Origin of the sequence: Paenarthrobacter sp. 2TAF44 (assembly GCF_052114885.1) — a bacterium.
In the GTDB taxonomy this organism is placed as follows: Bacteria; Actinomycetota; Actinomycetes; order Actinomycetales; family Micrococcaceae; genus Arthrobacter.
In genome coordinates this window covers 254,772-278,436 of sequence record NZ_JBFRFP010000003.1, presented here as the reverse complement: position 1 = coordinate 278,436, position 23,665 = coordinate 254,772, and the positions used below count along the sequence as shown (strand labels likewise).

Below are 23,665 nucleotides of genomic sequence, written 5' to 3'. Positions count from 1 at the left end.
ATGGGGCATGATCACAACCACTCCCACGGAGTGACGGCAACCGGCAAGCATCGCAATCGGCTTATTGCAGTCCTGGCCATCACCTTAGGTGTGGTGGGCATCCAAGTCGTTGGCGCCCTCGTCTCCGGATCGCTGGCGCTGCTGGCCGATGCAGGCCACATGCTCTCCGATGCTGCAGGCGTATTCATCGCGTTGATGGCGGCCTGGATCGCTACCCGCCCGGCCAGCGATCAACGGACCTACGGATATCAACGGGCCGAAGTCCTGGCGGCCTTGGCCAACGCCCTTGTACTCATCGTCATCGCAGTCGTCATCATGATCGAGGCCATCCGCCGCTTTGGGGAGTCGCCCGAAATCCACACGGACGTCATGCTGTGGGCGGCAATCCTGGGCGCCGTAGCCAACCTCATTTCCCTGATGATCCTGCAGGGTGCCCAAAAGGAGAGCCTCAACGTCCGCGGGGCCTATCTTGAGGTGCTTGGCGATCTTCTCGGCTCGATAGCCGTTATTGTGGCGGCCATCGTCATCATGACGACGGGCTTCACTGCCGCTGACCCCATTGCCTCGGTGCTCATCGCCCTTATGATCATCCCCCGCGCCTGGCACCTGCTCCGCGATGTTGTGGACGTGCTTCTGGAAGCCACTCCCAAGGGTGTGGACGTGAACATGATCCGCGAGCACATCCTTGCCGTGGACGGCGTCGTGGAGGCCCACGACATCCATATCTGGACCATCACTTCCGGGGTGCCCGTGTTCTCCGCCCACGTTGTGGTGGAAGACGAGGTCCTTAACGCCAGCGGGGCAGACAGCATCCTGGACCAGCTTGGATCCTGCCTGGGGCGCCATTTCGACACCGAGCACTGCACCTTCCAGCTGGAGCCCGTGAGCCACTCCGAGCACGAGTCACACCAGCACGCCTAGCTTGGCGCGTCACCTGGGGTCGTAGTAACCGTTCCTGCCGCTCCATCCACGGTGATGATCTGGCCTGAGCTGATCCGCAGAGTTGCGTCGGGCACGCCCACCACAGCCGGTATGCCGTATTCGCGGGCCACCACGGCGCCATGGGAGTTGGGACCGCCCATTTCCATGACCAACCCGCCGGCGGTGAGGAACAGGGGCGTCCAGCCGGGGTCGGTGGAGGGCGCTACGAGGATCTCCCCTGGTTCCAGATGGGCGCCAACGGGGTCCAGGATGACCCGCGCCGGGGCTGTGATGAGGCCTGCCGACGCCGGACTGCCGGAAAGAGTGCCCGGGGCACCTGCGGTTCCGCCAGCCGTAGCGGTGGCTTCGGGTTCTGTTCCGTCTGAGAGCAATACCCGCGGAATGTGCCGACGCCGCAGTTCCTGCGCATAGTCCGCGCGGCGGTCTTCCACGAGTTGGTGGAGCTTGTTGCCTGCCAGGGCAGTCTCTACTTCGTTGAGGTCCAGGAAGAAAATATCCTCGGCGCGTTCAATCCGCCCTGCGTCTGCCAGTTCTGCTCCGACCAGGAACAGCTGTTCCCGTGCCGAAGCCAAGCCGAGGACGAGGTTGTATTTGGGGAGTTCCCTCATGCCGGCAAACCGGCGTGTGCGGTCCAAGGCTGTTCGCACCAGCTTGGCGTGGAGCGGACTCTTGGCCCTGGCCCGCGCAACCAACCTGGCAACCTGTTCATCTGCCTCCCGAACAGCTTTTCTAAACTGCTGGTCGGGTGCGTCCGCAGTGTGCTCGAGCCGCAGATAGTTGACCACGACGCCGAGTATGTGGGTGGGGTCGTCCGACCATCGGGGCATGCCGAGGTCGATCTCTGCCACTGCTCTATGCCCATAGGTGCGCAGGAAAGCTTCAAGCCCGGCTTGGGCAACTGCTGGAAGTTTCTTGTCCTTGAACTGCCGAACGAGTTCCTCAAGTGTGGGATAACTCAGGAAGGCCAGGGCCTCCGGGTCATCCCTGATTTCCTTTGCAAGCTGCCACAGTGCAAGGTCCATCTCCGTAGTGACATTGTTGGGCAGCCCACGAATCACTGCTTGCAGCTGGTCCAAGGGCGCTTGCTCGCCCAGCATTTTCCGGACGAGTCCCAGCATCGCAAAGCCCAGAACGGGAAGGGGCAGGACTTGGGGAACCGTTGCGAATACTTCCTCCCCCAGGATTCTCTGTACGTGGGCGATTCGCTGATGGGCGGTGATGCCCTCCGGCACTTGAAGGGCCTGATGGAGTTCTGCCTCCAGCTGCTCTTGGCGCTTCATTGCGGCATCGGGACGGAAAAGAGCCCGGATCGCCGACTCTGGAACACGGTATTTAGCCGCAACGGGCGCAACGTGCCTGATGAGTCTTATAGGAGTTTTAATGGTGAGGGAGAACCGCGGGTCATCGAAAAGGCCACGAATCACCGCCGCAGAACGGGCCTCCATAATGTCAAAGATGCGCGGCACAATGGCCCGGCCCACCTTGCTGCGAAGCACGGATGTGAAGTCAAAGAAGATCCTCTGCCCGGCCTCATAGTAGGGCGATGGTCCTGAGCGTGGATCTGGGACATCGAAGGCAGCCCTGCGGGCAACGCTGGAGGCTATCAGGCGGATACCCGCCAGACCCATGGGTGTCAGAGGCCTGGTGAGGCCTTGGGCGAGACTGAAATTCAGGAACGCGTGCTCACCGGGAGTCGCCGGCACTCGCGAGGTCAGCGGATAGAGGGTAGTTATGGGTCTTGCCTGTGTGAGCCACAGTTTTCCGGACGAATCGATGGCCCATTCTGTATCCTGCGGGGCTCCATAGTGGGCCTCGACGCGCCTGCCCAAATCGGCCAGCGCCCGGATCTGGTCATCGCTGAGGCACGGCTGCACGGAGTGGTTTTCGAGTGCTTCAGCACCACCCGCTCGCTCAATTCGTTCAGTGCCACCGCCGGCAAGCGACCGGATCTCTACCTGTCGGTCGCCAAGGGTCCGTTTCAGGATGGAGTTGCTCTGCATATCAACTACGTACTGATCGGGATTAACGGCGCCGGACACCACGGCTTCGCCCAGACCGGGGCTGGCATCGATCACAGCTTCACGGCGCCGCCCCGTGACCGGGTTGGCCGTGAACATCACCCCGGCGGTCGCGGAATCCACCATTTCCTGGACAACGACCGCCAGCGTCACTGTGGAATGATCTATCCCGTTGGTTGTCCGATAGCTCACGGCCCGGTCCGTCCAGAGCGATGCCCAACAGCGGCTTACGGCATCCAGGACTGCGTCTGCTCCGACCACGTTCAGGAAAGTGTCCTGCTGTCCGGCAAAACTGGCGAAGGGAAGGTCCTCAGCCGTGGCTGAGGACCTCACTGCGACGGGGGCAGCGTCTCCCAACTTCCGATACGCCGCCCGTACCGCCTCAGCGACGTCGGTGGGAACTCCGGCGTCGAGCACCAAGGACCTGGCCCGGGCGGCCAGCCTGTTCAGTTCGTCAAGGTCAGAAGCTTCGGCGTCCTGCAGAAGCGCAAAGATGTCCTCCATACCAATCGCTGAAAGGGCGTACCGGTAGGCGGACGTTGTGAGGCAAAAGCCTGGCGGCACCGGCAGTCGGGCGGCACTTAACTCGCCGAGGTTGGCGGCCTTGCCACCTACCTCGGGGAGCATGTCCGCCCGGATGTCCGCAATGTCCTGAATGAAGACGGGGCCACTCACATCCGCGCCCGCACTGTTTTCCTGCCTATGCTTCCCAGGCTCCTGGTTATCCATGGCCGGTGCGCGCCAGCGGCCTAAGCCGCACCGAGCATGGGTCCGAATTTGGGCCGGTCTGCCAGCCGCGGGTCCTCCCGGTCCGGAACCACGAGGACCGGTCCCTTGGCGTGATGCAGGACGCCGTCGGAAGTGGAACCAAGGAGCATGCCTGCAAAACCACCACGGCCCCGTGTACCCAGGACAACCAGCTCCACGCCCCGGCTGGCCTCAACCAGGACGTCAACTGGTGAGCCGTCCCTCAGGTCGGTTTCCACCGTCAACTGCGGGAAATGGCTGCGGAGCCAAGCCACGCCTGCATCCAGCTGGACTTTGATGTCCGCGAACAGGGCATCGCGGTCCAAAGGTGCGGGCACCCAGGCCAAGGAGCCGCTGTATTGCGGCACCGCACAAATGACGCGGAGTTTGGCCCCCATCCGCTGGGCTTGTTCGGCTGCCTCAAGGACAGCGACGCGCGCCTGCTCTGAACCGTCCACACCAACGGCGACGACGTTTTCCACCGTGCGCGGCCCGGCCTTGGCGTGCTCAGCCTTAATGTGCTTGTCCTCGGTGTTCTCGCCCAAACGGTCCGCACAGTAGAGCGGGACCGTTACGGTGGGGCATTTTGCGTGAGCCGGCAAGGCGCTGCTGACCGAGCCCAGGAGACGCCCAACGAAGCCGCCACGGCCACGGCTGCCGAACACCAGGAGCGCGGCGTTTGCAGACAAGTCCAGGAGGACCCCTGCGGCATCGCCGTTCTCCACCGAAGCATCGACGTCGAGGTTGTACTTCGAGACCTTATCCATGGCCTGCTTGACGATTGCTTCCGCGCCCTCGCGGATCACGGAATCGTCCACAGTGGCGTACCCGCCGTCGAGGCCGGATGCCGCGAAGATGGGCACCGAATAAGCCGTGACTATATGCAGGGGAAGTTGGCGCCGTTCCGCCTCACGCGCGGCCCACACAAGGGCGCATTGACCATGCTCGGATCCGTCAACTCCGACGACGATTCCACCAGGCGCCACTGCCTGCTCCTCGCCGTCCCGTGGTTCTTCAACGTGTCTGCCGTGCTGGTCCATTGGGGCCCGCCTCTCCACCTACTGCTTGATGTTCCGGCCATTCTGCCAGAGGTTCTCCGTACCGGTGTTCCCTTGCTGGCGTGCAACCAATAGCCGGGGCCGAAGAAACCCGCTGGGTTCTCCTTCCAATGCCCACTATTCTCGGTTGGCAATGCCGAATCAAGGCGACTTCGGGCTATGTGGATAACGGTCCGGGCTCGGTTTTCGGCACGCTCACCGCCCTCCAGGTTGCGCTGCGGATAACATCCAAAACACGCTGCCGCCGAGGCTATCCATGGCAGAAAAAGTTCGGTAGTGTTCGAGTCACCGAATGGCCGGCAAAAGTGTCCCAGGACACAACCCGGCCATTTATTTGCGGCCGCTTGGGGAACACGGACGCGATCCCACGCGCTGCCGAAAGGCACACACGTCAAGGAGGAACCCAAGCAGTGTCACTCACTCCTGATTCCGTCACGGAACGGACTACCACCGTGGTGATCGGCACGGGCCTGTCCGGCTTGGCTGTTGCCAGCGAGCTCAGCCGCTATGGCGTAGGTTCCATCGTGCTTGATGGCTTTGGTACTTTGTCCACCACCGGACCATCGGTCCATACGGGAATGCTCCAGCGCTGCGACGCAGCGGACCCCGCGGCAATGCAGGAACGCAACGAGATCCTGCGCCACTTGCGCAACTACGCCGCAAGCCATCACCTGGATGTCCGCACCACCACACGCGCTGTTCGTCTGGACTTCCTGGGCGGCGACTCGTCCCAGCAGCTTGGATACGGACTCGCAGCAAGCCTGAACACGGCCAGCCAGAGGGCTGGGCTGAGCGTTTACGGCCCGCTTGAATCCACCCCACGGCAATGGGCCGTGCATACAGCCACTGGAGTTCTTCTGGCCGACCACATCGTGGTGACGCGCTGCGCCCAGAGCCAACTGCGCCGAATGCTTACGGACTTGGGAATCGCCATAGGCCAGAACCTCGTGGCAGCCATGCGTGCCGTGGGAATGCACTTGGTAGGCGTGGGGGAACTCATTACACCCACGCCCAAGGAAGTACTCCGGCAAGCCAAGGCAGTAGGGCAAGCAATCTCATCCAAGGTGGCCCTACCAGCTTCGCCGGGCATCGCACTGGCTTAGAAACGAACAAAAGTTAACTCAGAAGGCCGGTGCCTCCGAAGACGTTAGTCCTCGAAGGCACCGGCCTTTTGAGTTGGAGCGTGAAGCTTAGGCGCCAGCGCGTACGTACGTGATGGGGCCGGTTGCGGTGAGCCAGCTGATCGGGTGGATGCCCGTCTGGTTGCCGTTGATGCCACCGCTGATGGCCTGGCCGTTGCCGATGTAGATGGCTACGTGGCCGGACTGGACGATCATGTCACCGGGCTGGGGGTCGCTGACAACCTTGCCGTAGTTCAGGAACTGCATGGGTGCGAGGTCGCCAACCGGGATGCCTGCGGAGCCGAGGGCCCGTTCCACCATGGCGGTGCAATCCTGCATGATGCCGATCTGGGCGTAAGCCGAGGCAACCATAGCGGCGTTGACGCCACCAACAGCCGGAGCCGCAGCAGCAGGCGCGGCTGCCACCGGAGCGGTAGCCGTAGTGGTTGCGGCGGCCTTGACAGTGGCCGCTGCTGGGGCCTGCTTGGCAACCGGAGCCGGAGCAACGGGTGCCGGCTTTTCAATAACGGGAGCCGCAACGGAAGCAACCGCAGGGCGCTCGAAGTTGATCGTGGCCGTGGAGGCGGCCGTAACAACCTTGGTGGGACCCTCAGTGACGGTCTCGGCGACCGTAGCAGGGCTGGAGTCGCGCTGAACAGGGGTCTCTGCTGCGTGGGCAGCAATGGAGCCTGTCAGGACGAGGCCTGAAGCTGCTGCGATGACAGCGGCTTGGCGACCTGCGCCGGATGCGTTGCTGGCAACAGCCTTGGAGATGGAAATGAACGGATTAGGACGTACGCTGTCCGCCTTACGACGGCCGCGAAGAATGCGTGAAGACATGAAAGAGCCTCTCCCGATGCCTGCGAGGTTAGCTGTCGGATTCGGATGGGAGTCACCCGGCCACTATCCCCCGCTGTGCAGCGGAAGCTTCGTGACTTCACCCCAAGGCGCGCTCTGAAAGCGGGCCAAAATGGGTTCCCCGTCTCTGCCGTAGGTTTGTCTGCGAACGGATTCCGGACTGCGGCAGAGCTAGGCAATCAGCCCGGAAATGCCCGTTACGTGGAACAGGCACAAGTACAACCGTACGGGAAGATCACTTCAAAGTCACATTTACGTAACGAGCAGTTCGTTTTTGGCGTGTCGCAGTGACCGTTTCGAGATCTTCGCAAGTATGTAGAAAACCCCGTTATTCCGCGGAATTTTCGTCATCCGGCTCGTTCGGAGCCGCCAGCTTCTTCCGGGCTGTAACAGCGAGGAAGATCACGAGACCGATTGCCACGACGGCGAGGCCAACAATGCTCCAGGGGAAGGGTTGGGAAGCTGCCGGGGCAGGCTCACTATTTTCGGTACCGGGCGCTGCCGTCCCCGCCGTCGGAACCGCCGCCGAAGCCGATGGGGAGGCGCCTGCTGAGCCGCTCGCCGTCGTCGTGCTTGTTCCGGAAACAGTGAACTTGAAAGTTCCCTCAATCGGGTGGGAGTCTGAACTGACCACGCGCCACACCACCGTGTATTCGCCAGCCGGAGCGCCCGGACGCAGCTTCTGGACAGCCATGTTGTCGATGATCTCCACTGCGCCATCTGCCCAGTTTTCGCCCCCAGCGGTGACAGTTACGCCCGAACCGATGGCCAGTGGCCGGTTGTTGAACGTGATCGACACCGACGCCGGCACTTCAGCTACCCGCGCACCGTTGGCCGGAGTTGTTGATTCGGCGACGTCGTGCGCGGAGGCCGGAGCGGCGCCCAGCAGCAACGCGGAAGCGAACGCAATAGCGGCTACGACGGCGGCCAGAAGCGGGCGGATGGTACGCATGGGGCGGTTTCTCCTAGTGTTGGCTTCCTTACAGACTAGGCGAATCGTCCCGGCACCCCGCATCGGCGGGCATAGGATTTGAGAGCAAACTCCCCCGATCCCCGGAGACCTTCATGCTGAAACAAGGTTCTGCAATCGACCGCTACTTCAAGATCTCCGAGCGCCGGTCCACATACTCGCGGGAAATACGTGGCGGCTTCGCGACCTTCTTCGCCATGAGCTACATCGTGGTACTGAATCCGCTGATCCTCTCCGGGGCAGACTCGAGCGGAGCGTCCCTTGGCTTCACGGCCGTAGCGGCCACCACTGCATTCGTGGCGGGCATCCTGACCATCCTCATGGGCGCCTGGGCCAAGCACCCCTTCGCGGTGGCAACCGGGCTGGGAGTGAACGCGTTCGTGGCCGTGACCGTTGCCTCCCACCCGGGCCTGACGTGGCCGGACATGATGGGGCTGGTGGTGCTTTCGGGTGTCACCATGCTCATCCTGGTACTCACCGGATTCCGCACGGCCGTTTTCAGGGCCGTCCCGGAAGCCCTTAAGACGGCAATCGTAGTGGGCATTGGCCTCTTCATCGCCTTGATCGGGCTTGTGAACGCGGGCTTTGTCCGACGCATCCCGGATGCGGCAGGCACCACGGTTCCGCTCGGCCTCGGCGTGGATGGCAAGCTGATGGGCTGGCCAACGTTGGTGTTCGCCGTCGGCCTCATCCTCACCATCGCGTTGGTGGTGCGAAAGGTCCGCGGCGCAATCCTGATCGGCATCGTGGTCTCCACTGCCCTGGCGGCAATCCTCGAATTCACGCTCCACATTGGTCCAAGCTTCGACGGCAAAAACGTCAACCCGCGCGGCTGGTCCCTGGTGGCCCCGACACTGTCCGAATGGGGCGCCCCGGACCTCTCCTTGATTGGTAAAGCCAACCCCTTTGGCGCCTTCGAGCACCTCGGTTTTGTGGCCGCGGCGCTGCTGGCCTTCGTGATCCTCCTCAGCATCTTCTTCGACGCCATGGGCACCATGGTGGGCCTGGCCAACGAGGCCGGAACCGTGGACGAGCACGGCAACATTCCCAACGTGGACCGCGTCCTGCAGGTTGACGCCCTGGGCGCAATCGTCGGTGGCGGCGCCTCCGTCTCGTCCAACCAGATCTTCGTCGAGTCGGGCGCGGGCATTGGCGAAGGTGCCCGCACTGGCCTCGCCTCCATTGTCACGGGCCTGCTCTTCCTGGTAGCCATGTTCTTCACGCCGCTCATCAACCTCGTCCCGTTCGAAGCCGTGGCACCTGCGCTGGTGGTTGTGGGCTTCATGATGGTGTCCCAGGTAGGCAAGATCGACTGGCAGGACTGGGGCGTTGGCATTCCCGCGTTCCTGACCATCGCACTCATGCCGTTCACGTACTCCATTGCCAACGGCCTCGGTGCCGGCTTCATCTCCTACGTTCTGATCCGCACCTTCCAAGGCAGGGCGCGTGAAGTCCACCCCTTGATGTGGGCCGTTGCTGCTGCGTTCCTGTTGTTCTTCGGTATTGGAACTGTGGAGGAATTGTTGGGCGTCAAGTAGGGATGTCCGGAATTTCAGACACCACCGTGCCTGATAACTGTTTTTTAGCCCGCCGGTGGGGTGTGCTTAAAGCATGGGCCCAGACACCAGCAATACCCCCTCCGTAGACGTCCTTCCGACACCATGGACCGGCCGCTTTGACGGCGACGGTGACGAGCATCGCCGCTGGTGGCAGGCCATAGCACCCCTTACTTCCCCTGCCGCTCCTGAAGCCTCTCGTCCCGCCGTCGTGCTGGGTTTCTGCAGCGACGCCGGCGTGCGGCGTAACAAGGGCCGCGTGGGCGCCGCCGCGGCTCCTGCCGCCATCCGCTCCGCGCTGGCCCCACTGGCGTTCCATCTGGATCGTGACGTGTTCGACGCCGGCGACGTGGTTGTGGAGGACGACTCACTGGAAGAAGGCCAACAGCGCGCCGGACGCGCCATCTCGGAACTGCTCGACGCCGGAAATCTCACCGTGGTGCTGGGCGGCGGCCACGAGACGGCGTTTGCCAGCTACCTGGGCGTGGTTGGATCCAATGCGGTGGGTAGCGGAAAGCGCTTGGGCGTCCTGAACCTGGATGCCCACTTTGACCTGCGTGATGAGCCCACCCCGAGCTCCGGTACCCCGTTCCTCCAGATGGCCCAGGAAGAACTCGCCGCCGGACGCGAACTGAAGTACGCCGTCGTCGGAATCTCGGAGCCCAACAACACCCGCACGCTCTTTGACACCGCTGATCGCCTGGGCGTGAAGTACTTGCTGGACGAGGATTGTTCCGCGGAACGCGTCGAGACGTTCGTAGCCGACTTCGTGGCTGGAATCGATGTGCTGTACCTGACGATCGACTTGGACGTACTGCCCGCTTCGGTGGCGCCGGGAGTCAGTGCCCCTGCCGCGTACGGGGTGCCGCTGCCCGTGATTAGTGCTATATGCCGCCAAGTAGCCGCAAGCGGCACCCTTTTGCACTTGGACGTTGCCGAATTGAACCCGGAGTTCGATATCGATGGACGAACCGCGAAAGTGGCAGCACGGCTTGTAAACACGCTGTTGGCGTAGGGCCTGTTCCCAGTCCCTGTCCTGCTTTAACCTGTTGGGTTTAACCTGTGGGGAAGGGAAGGACGGCGATGGGCGCAACTCCTGTGCAGGACAAGTGGGCCTGGGTGGCAGGACCCGTTGCTGTCGCGTTGGGCCTTGCCGCACACATCATTTCCGGTGGCGGTGCCCCTGCGATGCCCGTCCTGCTGGCCTTCGTTGCCCTCTCTGCCTTGGCCGCACAACTGATTTCCCGCTGGATCCATGGGCCCATCCTGTTGCTGCTGCTCTCCGGCGTGGCCCAGCAATTGCTGTTCTTCGGCTTCGAAGCTTTAGGGGGCTCATTTTCCGGCGTCGGATTCCTTGACCATCTGCACGGGCAGCCCCAGCAACCCGTGGCCGTTCCTGCGGACAGTCAGCCGGGTTCAGGCGAGGTGCATGCTGCCGACCTGATGCTTTACACCCACGCAGCCGCCGCCATTCTCACTCTGCTGGTGGCCGCGGGAGTTTCCAGGCTGGCCCGGCGGGGACGTCACCAAGGGCAACGTTCCGTAGCTTTTCGGTAATCCTGGGAAAAGCAACGTAGTCCCCCGAAAGCCAACGTAGCCCTGCGAAAGCCGGGGCAATGAACTTTGATCGGCTCGGGTTCGGGCGCCTAGTGTCGTTTGCACGTGGTGTACCCGAGAGGCCAGGGAGCTGCCTGCAAAGCAGCGCACGCGGGTTCGAATCCCGCCACCACGTCTGATGGGGTCAGGTCTGCCGCACCAGCACCGGTACCCCTCCGCCGAGATGGCACTTAAGCACAATGTTTGGCCCAAACATTGTGCTTAAGTGCCATCTCGCGGGGTCGAAAGAGCTTACTGGGCTGCGTCGAACCCGTCCAGGAGTCGACGCGATGCCGTCGTCATGTGCGAGCGCATGGACAGGGAAACCGCTGAAGCGTCCCTGGCCACGAGGGCTTCGTAAATTGCGGTGTGCTCACGCAGCGCCGCTTCAGCATGGCCTTCATCGGTCAACGCCCGGTCGACCCAGATCCGCAGTAGCGAGCGGATGCTCTGCAGGAGCTCTTCGAGGACCGTGTTCCCGGAGGCGTGGGCGATTTCGCGGTGGAACAAGGCATCGGCCTCAACGAAAGCTGTGAGGTTGTCCAGGTTCTTTTCCATGGCGTCGAGGTTGGCGCGCATACGGCCCAAGGCCTCATCCGTGACTCGGAGCGCCGCTAGTTCCACAGCCTGAACCTCCAGCCCGCTGCGCAATTCGACCAGCTCGCGGGTCCTGGGCTCACCAAGCATGAGCCCCCAACTGAGCGTACGAGGCAAGAGTTCGGAGACGCCGTCGCGCAGGTATGTTCCCGAGCCCGGGCGGACTATCACAATGCCCAGGATCTCCAGCGCGGCCAGTGCCTCGCGAACAGCTGAACGACCGACACCGAGGGAGGCAGCTAATTGGCGCTCGGCGGGTAGTCGCGTACCGGGCGCGATGTCGCCGCTGGTGAAGTAGGCGAGCAGCCGCTCAGCTACTTCGGAGACAACGGAGCCTTGCTCCATGGGGGCAAGGGCTGCCGTCATATGGGCCGCTGCTGCGGCGGAGTTCGCTGACACCTTCACAGCGTAGCAACCGGATGACCAATTGATCCCGGGGGCGAAATGACTTCAAAAAGTTTAACTCGTCAACCGGTTGACCAATTTAGAATCCAGTCCTATGGTTTAAATCACAAGCTTCGCTATCGCCGGCCCCTACCCGGCAAGGACACGAGTCAACCCAGCGCATCCAATGCAGGATCCGCAGGGATACCAACATCTAGGAGTCAATGTGGACACCACACAATCGGTGGTCGAAAAATCCGCAATCAAGAAGGTGGCTATCCGGCTGGTGCCGTTCGTCGCCCTGATGTTCTTCATCAACTACCTGGACCGCACGGCCATCTCGTTCGCCGGCCCCAACGGTATGAACAACGATCTGGCTCTCTCGGCGGCCCAATTCGGCTTCGCCTCCGGCGTCTTCTTTATCGGCTACATCCTTCTTGAAGTCCCCAGCAACCTGGCCCTTCACAAGTTCGGCGCCCGCCGCTGGCTTGCCCGCATCATGGTCAGCTGGGGCATCGTTTCCCTGCTCTTCACCTGGGTAGGAAACGTGGACCAGCTTTATATCCTGCGCTTCATCCTGGGCGTGGCAGAAGCGGGATTCTTCCCGGGCGCCATCCTCTTCCTGAGCCTTTGGGTTCCTTCCAAGCACCGCAGCAAGATCCTTGCCCTCTTCTACTTGGCCCAGCCCCTCACCACCGTGATCGGCGCCCCGCTTGCAGGCGCCCTGATCCAGCAGCACGGCGTGTTCTTCGGCCTTGAGGGCTGGCGATTCATGTTCTTCGGCGTTGCCATCCCCGCGATCATCATCGGCATCATTGCCTGGTTCTACCTGGCCGACTCCCCCGCCAAGGCCAAGTGGCTGACGTCCGAGGAAAAGACCTGGCTGACCGGCGCCCTCGAAAAGGAAAAGAAGGAAACCACGGCCAGCAACAAGCACGTCAGCGTCCGCACCGTGTTCGGCAACGGTCGGGTCTGGATGCTTTCCCTGATCTACTTCGGTTTCATCTACGGCCTCTACGCCCTGGGCTTCTTCCTGCCGACCATCATCGCCGGCTTCGAAGGCCTCTACGGCACCAAGTTCGATGTCTTCCAAAAAGGCCTGATCACGGCCATCCCATACCTGCCGGCTGCTTTCGCGCTGTACTTCTGGTCCAAGGACGCCACCAAGCGCGGTGTGAGGACCTGGCACATCGCACTCCCCGCGCTCATTGGCGGCGTCAGCATCCCGCTGGCACTGTTCGCCGGGTCCCCGGCTGCAACCATCGCAGTCATCACCATCACCGCCATGTCCATCTTCGCGGCGCTGCCCAACTTCTGGACCGTGCCAACACAGTTCCTCACCGGTGCAGCAGCTGCAGCCGGCATCGCACTCATCAACACGGTGGGCAACCTGGCAGGCTTCAGCGCCGGCTACATCACGGGCTGGCTCAAGGACCTGACAGGTGGCTACACGGTTCCCATGTTCGTCGTCGGAGGCTTCATGTTGCTCTCCTCGATCCTCATGGTCACCCTCAGCCGGCAGCGCAAGGCGTCTGAAGGCATCCCCGCTGAGGCCCTGGACCCCCAAGGCGCCGGACACCACGCAGAACCATAACCCTCCCCTTTCCATCCATAGCTCCAGGAGCACCCGCATGACCCGCTTGTTCAATGAACCCGCAGCCTTCGCTGACGAGATGATCGAAGGATTCGTCGCCTCGCACGCCCGCTGGGTACGGCGCGTCTCCGGCGGCGTCGCCCGCAGCACCCGCAGCACTCCCGGCACCGTCGCGTTGGTCATCGGGGGCGGATCCGGCCACTACCCGGCGTTCGCAGGTCTGGTTGGCCAAGGCCTGGCACACGGCGCCGCGATGGGAAACCTTTTCGCTTCACCGTCTTCGCAGCAGGTCTACAACGTGGCCAAGTCCGCGGACAACGGCGGCGGCGTGCTCCTGGGCTACGGCAACTACGCCGGCGATGTCCTCCACTTCACCCAGGCACAGGGCAAACTCCGCGCCGAAGGCATCGATTGCCGCAGCATCGCCGTCACCGACGACATCTCCTCCGCTCCCCTGGCCGAAAAACACAAGCGCCGCGGCATCGCCGGCGACCTCACCGTTTTCAAAGTGGCCGCCGCAGCAGCGGAGGCCGGTTACGACATGAACCGCGTCATGGAGATCGCCGAGCGTGCCAATGATCGCACCCGCTCGTTCGGCGTCGCCTTCACGGGGTGCACGTTGCCCGGCGCGGACCACCCGCTCTTCACCGTCCCGGCAGGACGCATGGCAGTGGGCATGGGTATCCATGGCGAACCCGGCATCGGCGAAACGGACATCCCGACGGCGGACCAGCTCGCCGAACTACTGGTCAAGGACCTCCTCACCGAGGTCCCCGACGGCCTCAGCGTGCAGGGCGCACGGGTTGTGCCGATCCTGAACGGACTCGGCAGCGTTAAATACGAGGAACTCTTCGTGGTCTACCGTCGCGTGGCCCAACTACTCGCCGAAGCAGGCATCGAAGCAGTGGACCCGCAGGTGGGCGAACTCGTGACCAGCTTCGACATGGCCGGAACCTCCCTCACGCTCTTCTGGCTGGATTCCGAGCTGGAGGAACTCTGGCTCGCTCCCGCTGACGCCCCGGCCTTCCGCCGTGGTGCAGTGAGTGCTCAAGCGCTCGACGCCGAGCAACTCGCCCCGGGTAACGACGAGGCGGAGCGTTCCATCCCAGTTGCCTCCGAGGAGTCCCGTGTTGCGGCAGCCCGTGTCCTTGCAGCTCTTGGCGCCGCGAAGGCTGCAGTCGATGCGAACGTGGACGAACTGGGAAGGATCGATGCGATCGCAGGCGACGGCGATCACGGCATCGGCATGGAACGCGGAGTCCGCGCCGCCGTCGAGGCCGCGGCAGACGCCGTCGAACGCGGTGCCGGTGCCGGGACGGTTCTGAACCTGGCCGGTGATGCCTGGGCGGACAAGGCCGGCGGTACGTCCGGCGCCCTCTGGGGCATGGCGCTGCGGGCCGTCGGGGACGCCTTGGGTGACGTCAACGCGCCCGACGCCGGTGCTGTCGCCACCGGCGTGGCCGACGCTGCCGCCGCGATCATGAACTTCGGCAAAGCCAAAGTGGGCGACAAAACCATGGTTGACGTCCTGGCCCCCTTCCGCGACTCACTGTCTGCCGGCGTCGAGGGCGGAAGCTCCCTCCCCGAAGCATGGGGAACCGCCGCAGCCACGGCCCAGCAAGCAGCCGACGCCACCGCGCAACTGCTGCCTCTGATGGGCCGGGCCCGCCCGCACGCAGAAAAGAGCCTCGGGACCCCCGACGCCGGAGCCGTTTCCCTGGCCCTGATCGTCCGGGCCATCCACAACACCTTCGCGGACACCAAAACCGCAGAGAACACCCCAGTTACCGCAGAGAACACCTCAGTTAAGGAGAACGCATGAGCGCCAAACTGCGCCTGATCATCGGATCGGACGACGCCGGATTCGAATACAAGGAAGCCCTGAAAGCCGACCTTGAGGCCAACGAACTGGTGGAGTCCGTCACGGATGTCGGGGTGGACGCTACAAGCCACACTCCGTACCCGTCCGTGGCGATCGCTGCCGCTGAACTGATCGCGGCCGGAGATGCCGACCGCGCGCTTCTTATCTGCGGCACCGGCCTCGGGGTCGCGATCGCTGCGAACAAGGTCCCCGGCATCCGCGCGGTCACCGCCCACGATTCCTTCTCCGTGGAACGCTCGGTGCTGTCCAACAACGCCCAGGTCCTGACCTTCGGCCAGCGCGTGGTCGGGCTGGAACTGGCCCGACGACTGGCCAAGGAATGGCTCACCTACACCTTTGACGAAGCTTCCGCCTCGGCCGAAAAAGTCACCCTGATTAAGGACTACGAAGGTGTCACTTCCTGCTAAGCCCTCTTCCGACCGTCCGAGGGCAGTCATCGGCGTGAGCCTGAAGATGTACTTCGGCTATCAGCGCTCCATCGACTACTGCCGGGACGTTGCCACTATCGCGTTCAAGCACCCTGCCGTGGTCAGCGGGGACATCGAGTTGTTCGTCCTGCCCACCCTCCCGGTCCTTCCGGAAGCAGTCCGCATCCTTGGCGCGGCCGGCGTTGGCACCGGCGCGCAGGACATCTTCTGGGAAGACGAAGGCGCCTACACCGGCGAAGTCGGCGGCAAGACCGTAGCCGAACTCGGCGGCCGGTACGTCGAGGTAGGCCATGCAGAACGTCGGCGGATCTTCGGCGAAGACGATGCGATCATCGGCCTCAAAACCGCAGCAGCCTACCGCAACGGGCTGACCCCTGTGCTCTGTGTTGGCGAACTCAATGCAGGATCGCCGGAGGGAGCCATCGCCCAGTGCACCGCGGAGATCGACGCAGCCCTCAACCGCGCCGCAACGCTCGGCCGCACCACCAGGACCATCGTGGCCTACGAGCCGCAATGGGCCATCGGCGCACCGGAACCTGCCACGCCCGGCTACATCAGTGCAGTGGTCCGTGGTTTGGACGAGCACCTGCGTTCGCTGCCTGGCCAGGAAGACAGCCGGGTCATCTACGGCGGCAGCGCCGGACCGGGCCTGATCACCGAACTGGACACCGCCGTCGCCGGCTTGTTCCTGGGCCGCTTTGCCCACGATCCTCAAGCGCTCAAGACCATCTTTGACGAGACGGCGGCACGCCTTACCGCGGAGAAGGCGGTGGCGGCATGAGCAGGATCGGGCTCAGCAGCTACGCGTTCTTCTGGCAGCTTTCGGACCAGGTCACCGAACCCCTGAGTATCCATGACGCGCTGAAGAAGGCCGCGGACCTGGGCGTGGACCTGTTCCAGATCTGCGATTTCGCCCCGCTGGAAGACATGAACGACGACGACCTCGCCGCCGTCCGCCGCACGGCAGACGAGCTGGGGATCACGCTGGAAGTCGGGACCAAGGGCATCGGCCCGGAGCACCTGCGGAAGTTCCTGCACATCGCGGGCATCCTGGGCTCGGATCTCCTGCGGACCATGTTCAATGTTCCCGGCCACACCCCCACGGCAGACGAAGCAACTGCGATCTTCGAAGAAGTCCTGCCCGAGTTTGAGGCGGCCGGGGTGCGCATCGCGATCGAGACCTATGAACAGGTCCCCACCGAGCGGATCCTGGACGTCGTGCGCCGCGTCAACAGCCCGTACCTCGGCATTTGCAGCGACCCCGCCAATACCGTAGCGGCGCTGGAGATGCCGCGCGAGGTGATTGACGCCGTCGAGCCTTATGTCCTGAACATGCACATCAAAGACTTTGCGTTCAGTCGCAAGCAGGGATGGGTCGGGTTCACGTACTCGGGCGCACCCCTGGGCGAGGGTCTTCTGGACTACGACTACATGGTCAAGAAGATCCGGCCCAAAGAAAGAAACATCAACCAAATCGTCGAGCACTGGCTGCCGTGGCAGGACTCCGAAGCGGAAACGATCCGCCTCGAAAACCAGTGGACCCAACAAAGCCTCGATTTCCTAAGGAGCAAATGAAATGTCAGCAGAACAATTGACCGTCGCCGTTGTCGGAGCCGGTGGCAAAATGGGGATGCGCGTTTCCGCCAACCTCCAGAAGTCCAACCACACCGTCTTCTACAGCGAGAACTCCCCCGCCGGCCAGGAACGCGTCCGCGCCGAAGGCCGCCACATCACCGCCACCGACGACGCCGTTCAAACGGCCGACGTCGTCATCCTCGCCGTCCCGGACACCGTTCTGGGCGCCGTCTCCGAGGGCGTGGTACCGCAGATGAAGTCCGGCGCGATCCTCCTTACGCTCGACCCCGCCGCCGCCTACGCCGGCCTGCTGGCCAAGCGCGACGACGTTGTCCAGGCCGTTGCGCACCCGTGCCACCCGTCCGTGTTCCTGGAGCGCACCACCAAGGAAGAATGGGCCGATACCTTCGGCGGCCAGGGCGCCCCGCAGAACGTTGTTTCCGCGATCGATGAGGACGCCCCCGCAGCCACCCGCGACGTAGCCGAAGCAGTCATCCGCACCATCTACGCGCCCGTGATCGACGTCCACTGGGTCACCGTCAAGCAGCTCGCCATCCTGGAACCCACCCTCGTGGAAACAGTGGCCTGCATGATCGGCACCCTGCTCAACGAAGCACTCCACGAGACCGTCCACACCGCTGGCGTCCCCGAGGAAGCCGCCAAGGCCATGCTGTTCGGCCACGTACAAATCGCGCTCACCAATGCCCTGCGCGGATCCAACCCGTTCTCCGAAGCCTGCGAAATCGCCATTCAGTACGGCAAGGACACCATCATCAAGGACGACTGGAAGAAAATCTTCGACGACTCCGAACTCGACGGCGTCATCGCCAAGATGCTCAAGCTGGACGCTGTGAAGCGGTAGTTCGCTCGTCACCGGCCAACGGACAATTCACCCCCGCATGCGTGGGTGAATTGTCCGTTGGAGGGTGACCATTGGGGCTTTACCCCCGGCCCCGCGCCAGCGATCATGAAATGAGGCGCATGGACTTTGCCGACCGCAGCAGCACGGCCGCTCCTTTGCGCAGCGGAGGCGCAGCGACATGGCACCAATTACGGAGCCGGCGGACGGATTCCTGACCGACTACTACGAGCACGTCACGGACGACGACGTCCGCAGCTACACGCCCGAAACCTTGTTGGAACGGGCACGCTATCACCGCTCGTTAGCGGAACGCCGTGAACCTGGACAAGCAGTCATCGGCGTCCTGAACGAAACAGATACCAGCTTGGTGGCAATTGTCTCGGATGACATGCCCTACCTGGTTCCCTCCGTAACAGCGGAGATCGCTCGTGACACCGCTTCCATCCGGCTTTTGGTGCACCCCACTTTCAGCGTCACGCGGGACCCGGCCACCCACCGCCTGACGGGTATCCACAGGGGACCTCACCGCTCGGGGCTGCCCACCGGCGTCGAACGTTCCGAGGAGCATGGGCATGCGACGGCGGCACCTGTCCCTTCGCCGGACGAGCACGACGCCGGACCGCTCACCGAGGCGTGGATAGCGATCGAGATCCCCCGGATTCCGGACAACGCGAGCGCCGAGCTCCTGGTGGGCCGGCTGAACAAGGTCCTGGGTGATGTCCGGGCCGCGGCCGAGGACGCCGATGCCATCCATGAGGAACTCGTGCATGAAATCGGTGCGCTGGACGGGCCTGCCGCAAAGGACCGGACGGCGCGCGAAGCCCAGGAGCTGTTGCGTTGGCTGGACGACGGGAACTTTGTGTTCCTGGGATTTCGCGGGCGCCGCGGGCTCGGCCTCCTCCGTGATGCGGCCACTCCCGAGGCGCCGGGCGATGTTCCTGACAACGTGCCCGTTCTTACCCTCACCAAGTCCACGCTTCGCTCAACGGTCCTTCGCCGTGCCTACCTCGACGAGATCAGCCTTGCCGCAGTGGACGCGAACGGGACAAACACCAGCCGGTGCACTTTTGTTGGCCTCTTCTCCCCCAGTTCAACAGCTCGCTCGGCCCAGCAGATCCCGGTCATCCGGGACACAGTGGAAGAAGTGCTGCGGGCCTTCGGCTACCCGGCGTCGTCGCATCACGCTAAGGAGCTCCTTGCGGTGTTGGAGGCGTATCCGCGGGACGAACTGTTCCACATTGATGCTGAGCAGCTGGCCATCCGTGCGCGCGAGATCCTGCGACTCCAGGAACGCCATAGCACCCGGCTCTTTCTTCGTCCGGACTCCTTCGGCCGGTTCATGACAGCACTGGTTTTCCTCCCGAGGTACCGGTACAGCACAGCCGTCAGGCTCAACATCGAGCGTGAGCTGCGCGAGGCTTTCGGCTCCGACGCCATCGAGTTCGAGCTTCGGTTAGGCGAATCCGCCATGGCTCGCGTGTTCTTCCGGATCCTTTTGCCACAGGACCCCTCCCGGCACGACTCGCACGGCGGCGCGCCGGCGGTGATGGACGCAGCGGCCCTCGAGCAGAGGATCATCGCCGCTACGAGGTCCTGGGCGCAAGGCCTCGACGAGGCGCTCCAAACGAGGTACCCGCGGGAGGAGGCGGCCCGGTTGTCCAAGCAATGGGCAACTGCGTTTCCGGCTAGCTACAAGGCCGATTATGAGGTGGAGGATGCCGTTGAGGACATTGCCAGCTTCGAAAGCTTTCCGGAAGCTTCCCCAGAGCCGGGATCTGCAGGCGAAGCAGATCCCCTCCTCACCGTTTACCAACGTCCCGGCACGGCAGTCCTCACCGAGGACGCCCGGATCCGCCTTTACCTAACGCGCCCACAGAGCCTTACCGAGATCCTTCCCTTCTTCCATAACCTTGGCTTGAAGGTCCTGGACCAGCGGCCCTTCGACGTTCAGCGTGCCGACGGCCGGCAGTTCTTCCTCTACGACCTCGGGCTGAAGTATCCGCGCGGCGTGAATCCTGTGGCCACAGGCGAGCTGCTGGCAGGCGCGTTCTGTGCCGCGATGCGCGGTGACGCGGAGTCCGACGCTTTGGACGCCCTGGTCATCAAGGAGGGCATCGACTGGCGGCGGGTCGCCATCCTGCGCGCCTACGCCAAGTACCTCCGTCAGTTGGGGAGCACCAACTCTTATGGCTTCATCGCGGACACACTCCGCGGCAATGCCATGGCAACCCATGCGCTGCTGGAATTGTTCGAAGCGAAGTTCAATCCTGACCGCTTCGCACCGGACTTGTTTGATCCGGAACTCGTCAATTCCGGCCATGGGGAGCAGGGGCTCCCCTTGGGCGATGTGTTCGAAGAGGGCAGCAGCGAACTGAGCCACCGGACGCAGACCGTCCATACAGCCCGAACGAACCTGATGGAAGCCATCGACGCCGTCCCTGTCCTGGACGCCGACAGGTTGCTGCGTTCCTTGGCGAGCCTGGTGGACGCCACGCTCCGCACGAACTTCTATCTCAACAAGCCCTTCATCAGCTTCAAACTCAACCCCGCCAGCATCCCGGCTGCCCCTGCACCCCGCCCGAAATTCGAGATCTGGGTCTATTCGCCGCGCGTTGAAGGCGTCCATCTGCGCTTCGGTCCAATAGCGCGCGGTGGCCTTCGGTGGTCGGACAGGCGGGAAGACTTCCGCACGGAAATCCTGGGGCTCGTGAAAGCCCAGACCGTCAAGAATGCAGTGATTGTTCCCACCGGAGCCAAGGGCGGATTCTTCCCCAAACGTCTCCCCGATCCGGCAGAGGACCGTGCGGCCTGGCTCGCGGAAGGTCAGGAGAGCTACCGGACGTTCATCCGCGGCTTGCTGGATATCACGGACAACCTGGTGCCGGATCCCGACGGCGGGGGCAGCGGCCGCGTACTCGCGCCGCCACGGGTGGTACGGCACGATGGCGACGACTACTACCTCGTTGTAGCCGCCGATAAGGGAACGGCAACCTTCTCGGACATCGCCAACGCCCTGGCCGCAGAGTACGGGTTCTGGCTGGGTGACGCCTTCGCTTCCGGAGGCTCAGTGGGTTATGACCACAAGCAGATGGGCATCACGGCCCGCGGTGCCTGGGAATCCGTGCGGCATCACTTCAGTGAACTCATGATCGATTGCCGCGCCGAGGATTTCACGGTTGTTGGCATCGGAGACATGAGCGGAGACGTCTTTGGCAACGGCATGCTCCTCTCCCACCACATCAAGCTCGTGGCCGCATTCGATCACCGGCACATCTTCCTGGATCCCACGCCGGACCCTGAGGTCTCCTACGCCGAGCGGGAACGGCTCTTCAAACTGCCACGCTCCTCGTGGGCCGATTATGACCGCACCAAGCTGAGCGAGGGCGGCGGCGTCTTTGCCCGGACGGAAAAATCCATCCTGCTCACGGAACAAGCCAGGCTCGCCTTGGGATTGGATGAAGGCACCGATCCGAATGGGCAGCTGTCCATGAGCCCGCCTGAACTTCTCCGCGCAGTCCTCACTGCCCCGGTGGACCTGGTGTACAACGGAGGAATCGGCACCTACATCAAGGCATCCACAGAGTCCCATGCCGATGTTGGGGACAAATCAAACGACGCCATCCGGGTCAACGCCAAGGATCTGCGCGCCCACATCATTGCCGAGGGCGGCAACCTGGGAGTCACCCAGCGCGGCCGGATCGAAGCAGCTTTGGCAGGCATCCTGGTCAATACCGATGCGATCGACAATTCGGCGGGCGTGGATTGCTCGGACCATGAAGTGAACATCAAGATCTTCCTGGACCGGATGATCTCCGCAGGCAGGATGTCCGTGGCAGAAAGAACCGGATTCCTGCACTCGCTCCAAGATGAGGTTGGACGGCTCGTCCTGAAAACCAACGATGACCAGAACGTCCTGCTCCTCAATGACAAGCAATTGGTGCTGGAATGGAGTCCCAGCTTTGAACGGACCATGGATTGGCTCGAGTCAGTCACCGATCTGGACAGGGAGCTCGAATGCCTTCCCAGCAACGCCGAACTTCAGGCACGGATCCTGACTGGCAAGGGACTAACCACTCCCGAACTCGCAGTGTTGGCGGCCTACGCCAAGATCGAACTCGCCCGCGAACTCACCGAGGGCGGTTTGTCCGATGATCCCTGGTTTTCTCAAACCCTTCGTGGCTATTTCCCCCAGCAAGTCTCAGAGCGGTTCGGTAAACATCTCTCCACGCATCCCCTGCGCCGGGAGATCGTAGCCACGGTGGTGGCCAACGACATGATCAACATGGGAGGCATAGCGTTCGCTTTCCGCGCCATGGAGGAGACCACGGTTTCTGCCTCCGCAGTGGCCCGGGCGTTCGTGGTGATGCGCCAGATCTGGGACTTTGACGCCCTCGCCGGCAGCATCGCCCAAGTGCCGCCCACCACTCCCCGTGAGCATGGAGCCGCCGTTGCCCTGGACCTGCGGCGGTTGCTGGACCGTTCCGTCCGCTGGTACGTCACCCATGACTTCCGGGACAAGCCTATTGCCGATGCCTTTGCCAGGCTTGAGCGGCCGATGTCCTTGATGCGGGCGAACCTCACGAGCCTCCTCCATGGAGTGAACCCTGCCCACTCCCAAAAACGCCTGGCGCACACAGACTCGGTGGGCTTGCCCCATGATCTGGGTATCAGGGCATCCGAACTCCTGGTCAGCTACGGATTGCTGGACATTTCCGTTATCGCGGAGGAGCTGCAGGAGCCCGTGGAAGCAGTGGCCGAGGTGTACTTCGCGGTCTTCGAACGGATCTCGGCCATCCCCCTGCTGGAACACATCACCCTGCTCCCCCGGGACACCCACTGGGAGTCGCTGGCACGTGCGGCTTTGCGCGATGACATGTACCTGGTACTCGCGGACATGACCAAAGCGGTAGTGCGGCACACGCCCCGGATCTCTGGTGCGGTGACCGCCGGGGCGTCAGACCCAGTGGAGCGAATCATGGACTGGGAACGCGGAAACATCGAACAACTGGCCCGTGTCCAAGAGACCATCAAAGAGGCTATCAAGCCAGGTCCGGTGGACATTGCAGCGCTCTCCGTAGCGGTAAAGCTGCTTCGCGCCATGGTCCGGAGATGAGGCGTCGGACACTGATACTGCCGGTCATCTTACATATTTTGGGCCAAACGTCCTATGATTGATGGGTCGCCCTCGCATGCGGCAAGTAATAGGAGGCCCCGAAATGACCGCTGCAATCACTGCAGAACGCGAAATTCGCCTGTCTTTTTCAAAGGCAGACGAGATCCACGACGGACTTGAACGCGCCGTGGATGCTTTGATCAAGAACGCAGCAGCAGATGCCAACTGCGGCATTCTGGTGACCCGGCACGAGCCCGGCACCTACACAGTGGCCCTGGACGAATCCGTTCCCTTCGGCCAGACCCACGAAGTGCTCGCTGCGTAGTAGCGGCTGCTGATTGCCAGCTGCGTAGTAGTAATTGCA

The 23,665-nt window shown here is 63.0% G+C and carries 18 protein-coding genes, 1 tRNA gene and 1 riboswitch; of the genes, 14 read left to right on the top strand and 5 right to left on the bottom strand.

Annotation, left to right across the window (positions count from 1 at the left end; all coding sequences use genetic code 11):
- Positions 1-921 (top strand): cation diffusion facilitator family transporter, encoded by a 921-nt coding sequence (locus AB4Z15_RS05510; RefSeq protein WP_442002802.1) that lies wholly within the window; start codon positions 1-3, stop codon positions 919-921.
- Here the strand turns inward: AB4Z15_RS05510 and AB4Z15_RS05505 are convergent.
- Both AB4Z15_RS05505 and AB4Z15_RS05500 read right to left on the bottom strand, forming a co-directional pair.
- Positions 918-3,689, bottom strand: a complete 2,772-nt coding sequence (locus AB4Z15_RS05505; protein WP_442016435.1) for a PEP/pyruvate-binding domain-containing protein — start codon at positions 3,687-3,689, stop codon at positions 918-920. The two genes, AB4Z15_RS05510 and AB4Z15_RS05505, sit on opposite strands and share 4 nt — an antisense overlap.
- 20 nt (positions 3,690-3,709) lie before the next feature.
- The gene (locus AB4Z15_RS05500; RefSeq protein WP_442016434.1) at positions 3,710-4,747 is read right to left on the bottom strand and encodes a universal stress protein; all 1,038 of its coding nucleotides are present in this window, start codon (positions 4,745-4,747) and stop codon (positions 3,710-3,712) included.
- Positions 4,748-5,175: 428 nt separating this feature from the next.
- On the opposite strand from AB4Z15_RS05500, the gene AB4Z15_RS05495 reads away from it, so the two are divergent.
- The gene (locus tag AB4Z15_RS05495; protein ID WP_442002805.1) at positions 5,176-5,868 is read left to right on the top strand and encodes an FAD-binding protein; all 693 of its coding nucleotides are present in this window, start codon (positions 5,176-5,178) and stop codon (positions 5,866-5,868) included.
- A gap of 87 nt (positions 5,869-5,955) precedes the next feature.
- Here the strand turns inward: AB4Z15_RS05495 and AB4Z15_RS05490 are convergent, their stop codons facing one another.
- Complete coding sequence (locus AB4Z15_RS05490) at positions 5,956-6,726, bottom strand: NlpC/P60 family protein (protein ID WP_442016433.1); 771 nt, start codon at positions 6,724-6,726, stop codon at positions 5,956-5,958.
- Between the two features lie 3 nt (positions 6,727-6,729).
- Positions 6,730-6,898, bottom strand: a riboswitch (cyclic di-AMP (ydaO/yuaA leader).
- 174 nt (positions 6,899-7,072) lie between these two features.
- Complete coding sequence (locus AB4Z15_RS05485) at positions 7,073-7,696, bottom strand: copper resistance CopC family protein (protein ID WP_442016432.1); 624 nt, start codon at positions 7,694-7,696, stop codon at positions 7,073-7,075.
- Between the two features lie 113 nt (positions 7,697-7,809).
- On the opposite strand from AB4Z15_RS05485, the gene AB4Z15_RS05480 reads away from it, so the two are divergent.
- The 4 genes from AB4Z15_RS05480 to AB4Z15_RS05465 all read left to right on the top strand — a co-directional run bounded on the left by AB4Z15_RS05480 (position 7,810) and on the right by AB4Z15_RS05465 (position 11,002).
- The gene (locus AB4Z15_RS05480) at positions 7,810-9,252 is read left to right on the top strand and encodes an NCS2 family permease (protein ID WP_442016431.1); all 1,443 of its coding nucleotides are present in this window, start codon (positions 7,810-7,812) and stop codon (positions 9,250-9,252) included.
- Positions 9,253-9,325: 73 nt separating this feature from the next.
- Complete coding sequence (hutG, locus tag AB4Z15_RS05475) at positions 9,326-10,285, top strand: formimidoylglutamase (protein WP_442016430.1); 960 nt, start codon at positions 9,326-9,328, stop codon at positions 10,283-10,285.
- 68 nt (positions 10,286-10,353) lie between these two features.
- Positions 10,354-10,827: a hypothetical protein gene (locus tag AB4Z15_RS05470; RefSeq protein WP_442016429.1), complete on the top strand. Its 474-nt coding sequence runs from the start codon at positions 10,354-10,356 to the stop codon at positions 10,825-10,827.
- Between the two features lie 104 nt (positions 10,828-10,931).
- Positions 10,932-11,002 (top strand) — tRNA-Cys (locus tag AB4Z15_RS05465).
- A 116-nt stretch (positions 11,003-11,118) separates the two neighbouring features.
- On the opposite strand, the gene AB4Z15_RS05460 is transcribed toward AB4Z15_RS05465, so the two are convergent.
- A complete protein-coding gene (locus tag AB4Z15_RS05460; RefSeq protein WP_442016428.1) occupies positions 11,119-11,862 on the bottom strand; it encodes a FadR/GntR family transcriptional regulator in 744 nt (247 codons plus the stop codon).
- 211 nt (positions 11,863-12,073) lie between these two features.
- Here AB4Z15_RS05460 and AB4Z15_RS05455 point away from each other — a divergent pair, with 211 nt between their 5' ends.
- The 8 genes from AB4Z15_RS05455 (at position 12,074) to AB4Z15_RS05420 (ending at position 23,626) form a co-directional block, all read left to right on the top strand.
- Positions 12,074-13,441, top strand: a complete 1,368-nt coding sequence (locus AB4Z15_RS05455) for an MFS transporter (protein WP_442016427.1) — start codon at positions 12,074-12,076, stop codon at positions 13,439-13,441.
- A gap of 37 nt (positions 13,442-13,478) precedes the next feature.
- Positions 13,479-15,263, top strand: a complete 1,785-nt coding sequence (locus AB4Z15_RS05450; RefSeq protein ID WP_442016426.1) for a dihydroxyacetone kinase family protein — start codon at positions 13,479-13,481, stop codon at positions 15,261-15,263.
- Positions 15,260-15,730 carry a ribose-5-phosphate isomerase gene (locus tag AB4Z15_RS05445; protein WP_442016425.1) on the top strand — a complete coding sequence of 157 codons (471 nt, stop codon included), beginning with the start codon at positions 15,260-15,262 and terminating at the stop codon, positions 15,728-15,730. Before AB4Z15_RS05450 ends, AB4Z15_RS05445 begins: the two co-directional genes overlap by 4 nt.
- On the top strand, positions 15,714-16,532 hold the full coding sequence (locus tag AB4Z15_RS05440; RefSeq protein ID WP_442016424.1) for a triose-phosphate isomerase family protein: 819 nt from the start codon (positions 15,714-15,716) through the stop codon (positions 16,530-16,532). The genes AB4Z15_RS05445 and AB4Z15_RS05440 overlap by 17 nt, the downstream gene beginning before the upstream one ends.
- Entirely contained in the window at positions 16,529-17,326 is a 798-nt protein-coding gene (locus tag AB4Z15_RS05435) for a sugar phosphate isomerase/epimerase family protein (protein ID WP_442016423.1), read from the top strand. Before AB4Z15_RS05440 ends, AB4Z15_RS05435 begins: the two co-directional genes overlap by 4 nt.
- 1 nt (position 17,327) lies before the next feature.
- The gene (locus tag AB4Z15_RS05430; RefSeq protein WP_442016422.1) at positions 17,328-18,188 is read left to right on the top strand and encodes a phosphogluconate dehydrogenase C-terminal domain-containing protein; all 861 of its coding nucleotides are present in this window, start codon (positions 17,328-17,330) and stop codon (positions 18,186-18,188) included.
- 178 nt (positions 18,189-18,366) lie between these two features.
- On the top strand, positions 18,367-23,301 hold the full coding sequence (locus AB4Z15_RS05425) for an NAD-glutamate dehydrogenase (RefSeq protein WP_442016421.1): 4,935 nt from the start codon (positions 18,367-18,369) through the stop codon (positions 23,299-23,301).
- A gap of 103 nt (positions 23,302-23,404) precedes the next feature.
- Positions 23,405-23,626, top strand: a complete 222-nt coding sequence (locus AB4Z15_RS05420) for a hypothetical protein (protein WP_442002819.1) — start codon at positions 23,405-23,407, stop codon at positions 23,624-23,626.
- Positions 23,627-23,665: the final 39 nt, after the last annotated feature.

Bases quoted from the DNA above. Each gene is read 5' to 3' on its own strand.
- AB4Z15_RS05445 (WP_442016425.1), top strand. From the start codon at position 15,260: ATGAGCGCCAAACTGCGCCTGATCATCGGATCGGACGACGCCGGATTC.
- AB4Z15_RS05435 (WP_442016423.1), top strand. From the start codon at position 16,529: ATGAGCAGGATCGGGCTCAGCAGCTACGCGTTCTTCTGGCAGCTTTCG.
- AB4Z15_RS05420 (WP_442002819.1), top strand. From the start codon at position 23,405: ATGACCGCTGCAATCACTGCAGAACGCGAAATTCGCCTGTCTTTTTCA.
- AB4Z15_RS05485 (WP_442016432.1), bottom strand. From the start codon at position 7,696: ATGCGTACCATCCGCCCGCTTCTGGCCGCCGTCGTAGCCGCTATTGCG.
- AB4Z15_RS05500 (WP_442016434.1), bottom strand. From the start codon at position 4,747: ATGGACCAGCACGGCAGACACGTTGAAGAACCACGGGACGGCGAGGAG.
- AB4Z15_RS05430 (WP_442016422.1), top strand. From the start codon at position 17,328: ATGTCAGCAGAACAATTGACCGTCGCCGTTGTCGGAGCCGGTGGCAAA.
- AB4Z15_RS05450 (WP_442016426.1), top strand. From the start codon at position 13,479: ATGACCCGCTTGTTCAATGAACCCGCAGCCTTCGCTGACGAGATGATC.
- AB4Z15_RS05480 (WP_442016431.1), top strand. From the start codon at position 7,810: ATGCTGAAACAAGGTTCTGCAATCGACCGCTACTTCAAGATCTCCGAG.
- AB4Z15_RS05505 (WP_442016435.1), bottom strand. From the start codon at position 3,689: ATGGATAACCAGGAGCCTGGGAAGCATAGGCAGGAAAACAGTGCGGGC.
- AB4Z15_RS05425 (WP_442016421.1), top strand. From the start codon at position 18,367: ATGGCACCAATTACGGAGCCGGCGGACGGATTCCTGACCGACTACTAC.
- AB4Z15_RS05510 (WP_442002802.1), top strand. From the start codon at position 1: ATGGGGCATGATCACAACCACTCCCACGGAGTGACGGCAACCGGCAAG.
- AB4Z15_RS05490 (WP_442016433.1), bottom strand. From the start codon at position 6,726: ATGTCTTCACGCATTCTTCGCGGCCGTCGTAAGGCGGACAGCGTACGT.
- AB4Z15_RS05470 (WP_442016429.1), top strand. From the start codon at position 10,354: ATGGGCGCAACTCCTGTGCAGGACAAGTGGGCCTGGGTGGCAGGACCC.
- hutG (WP_442016430.1), top strand. From the start codon at position 9,326: ATGGGCCCAGACACCAGCAATACCCCCTCCGTAGACGTCCTTCCGACA.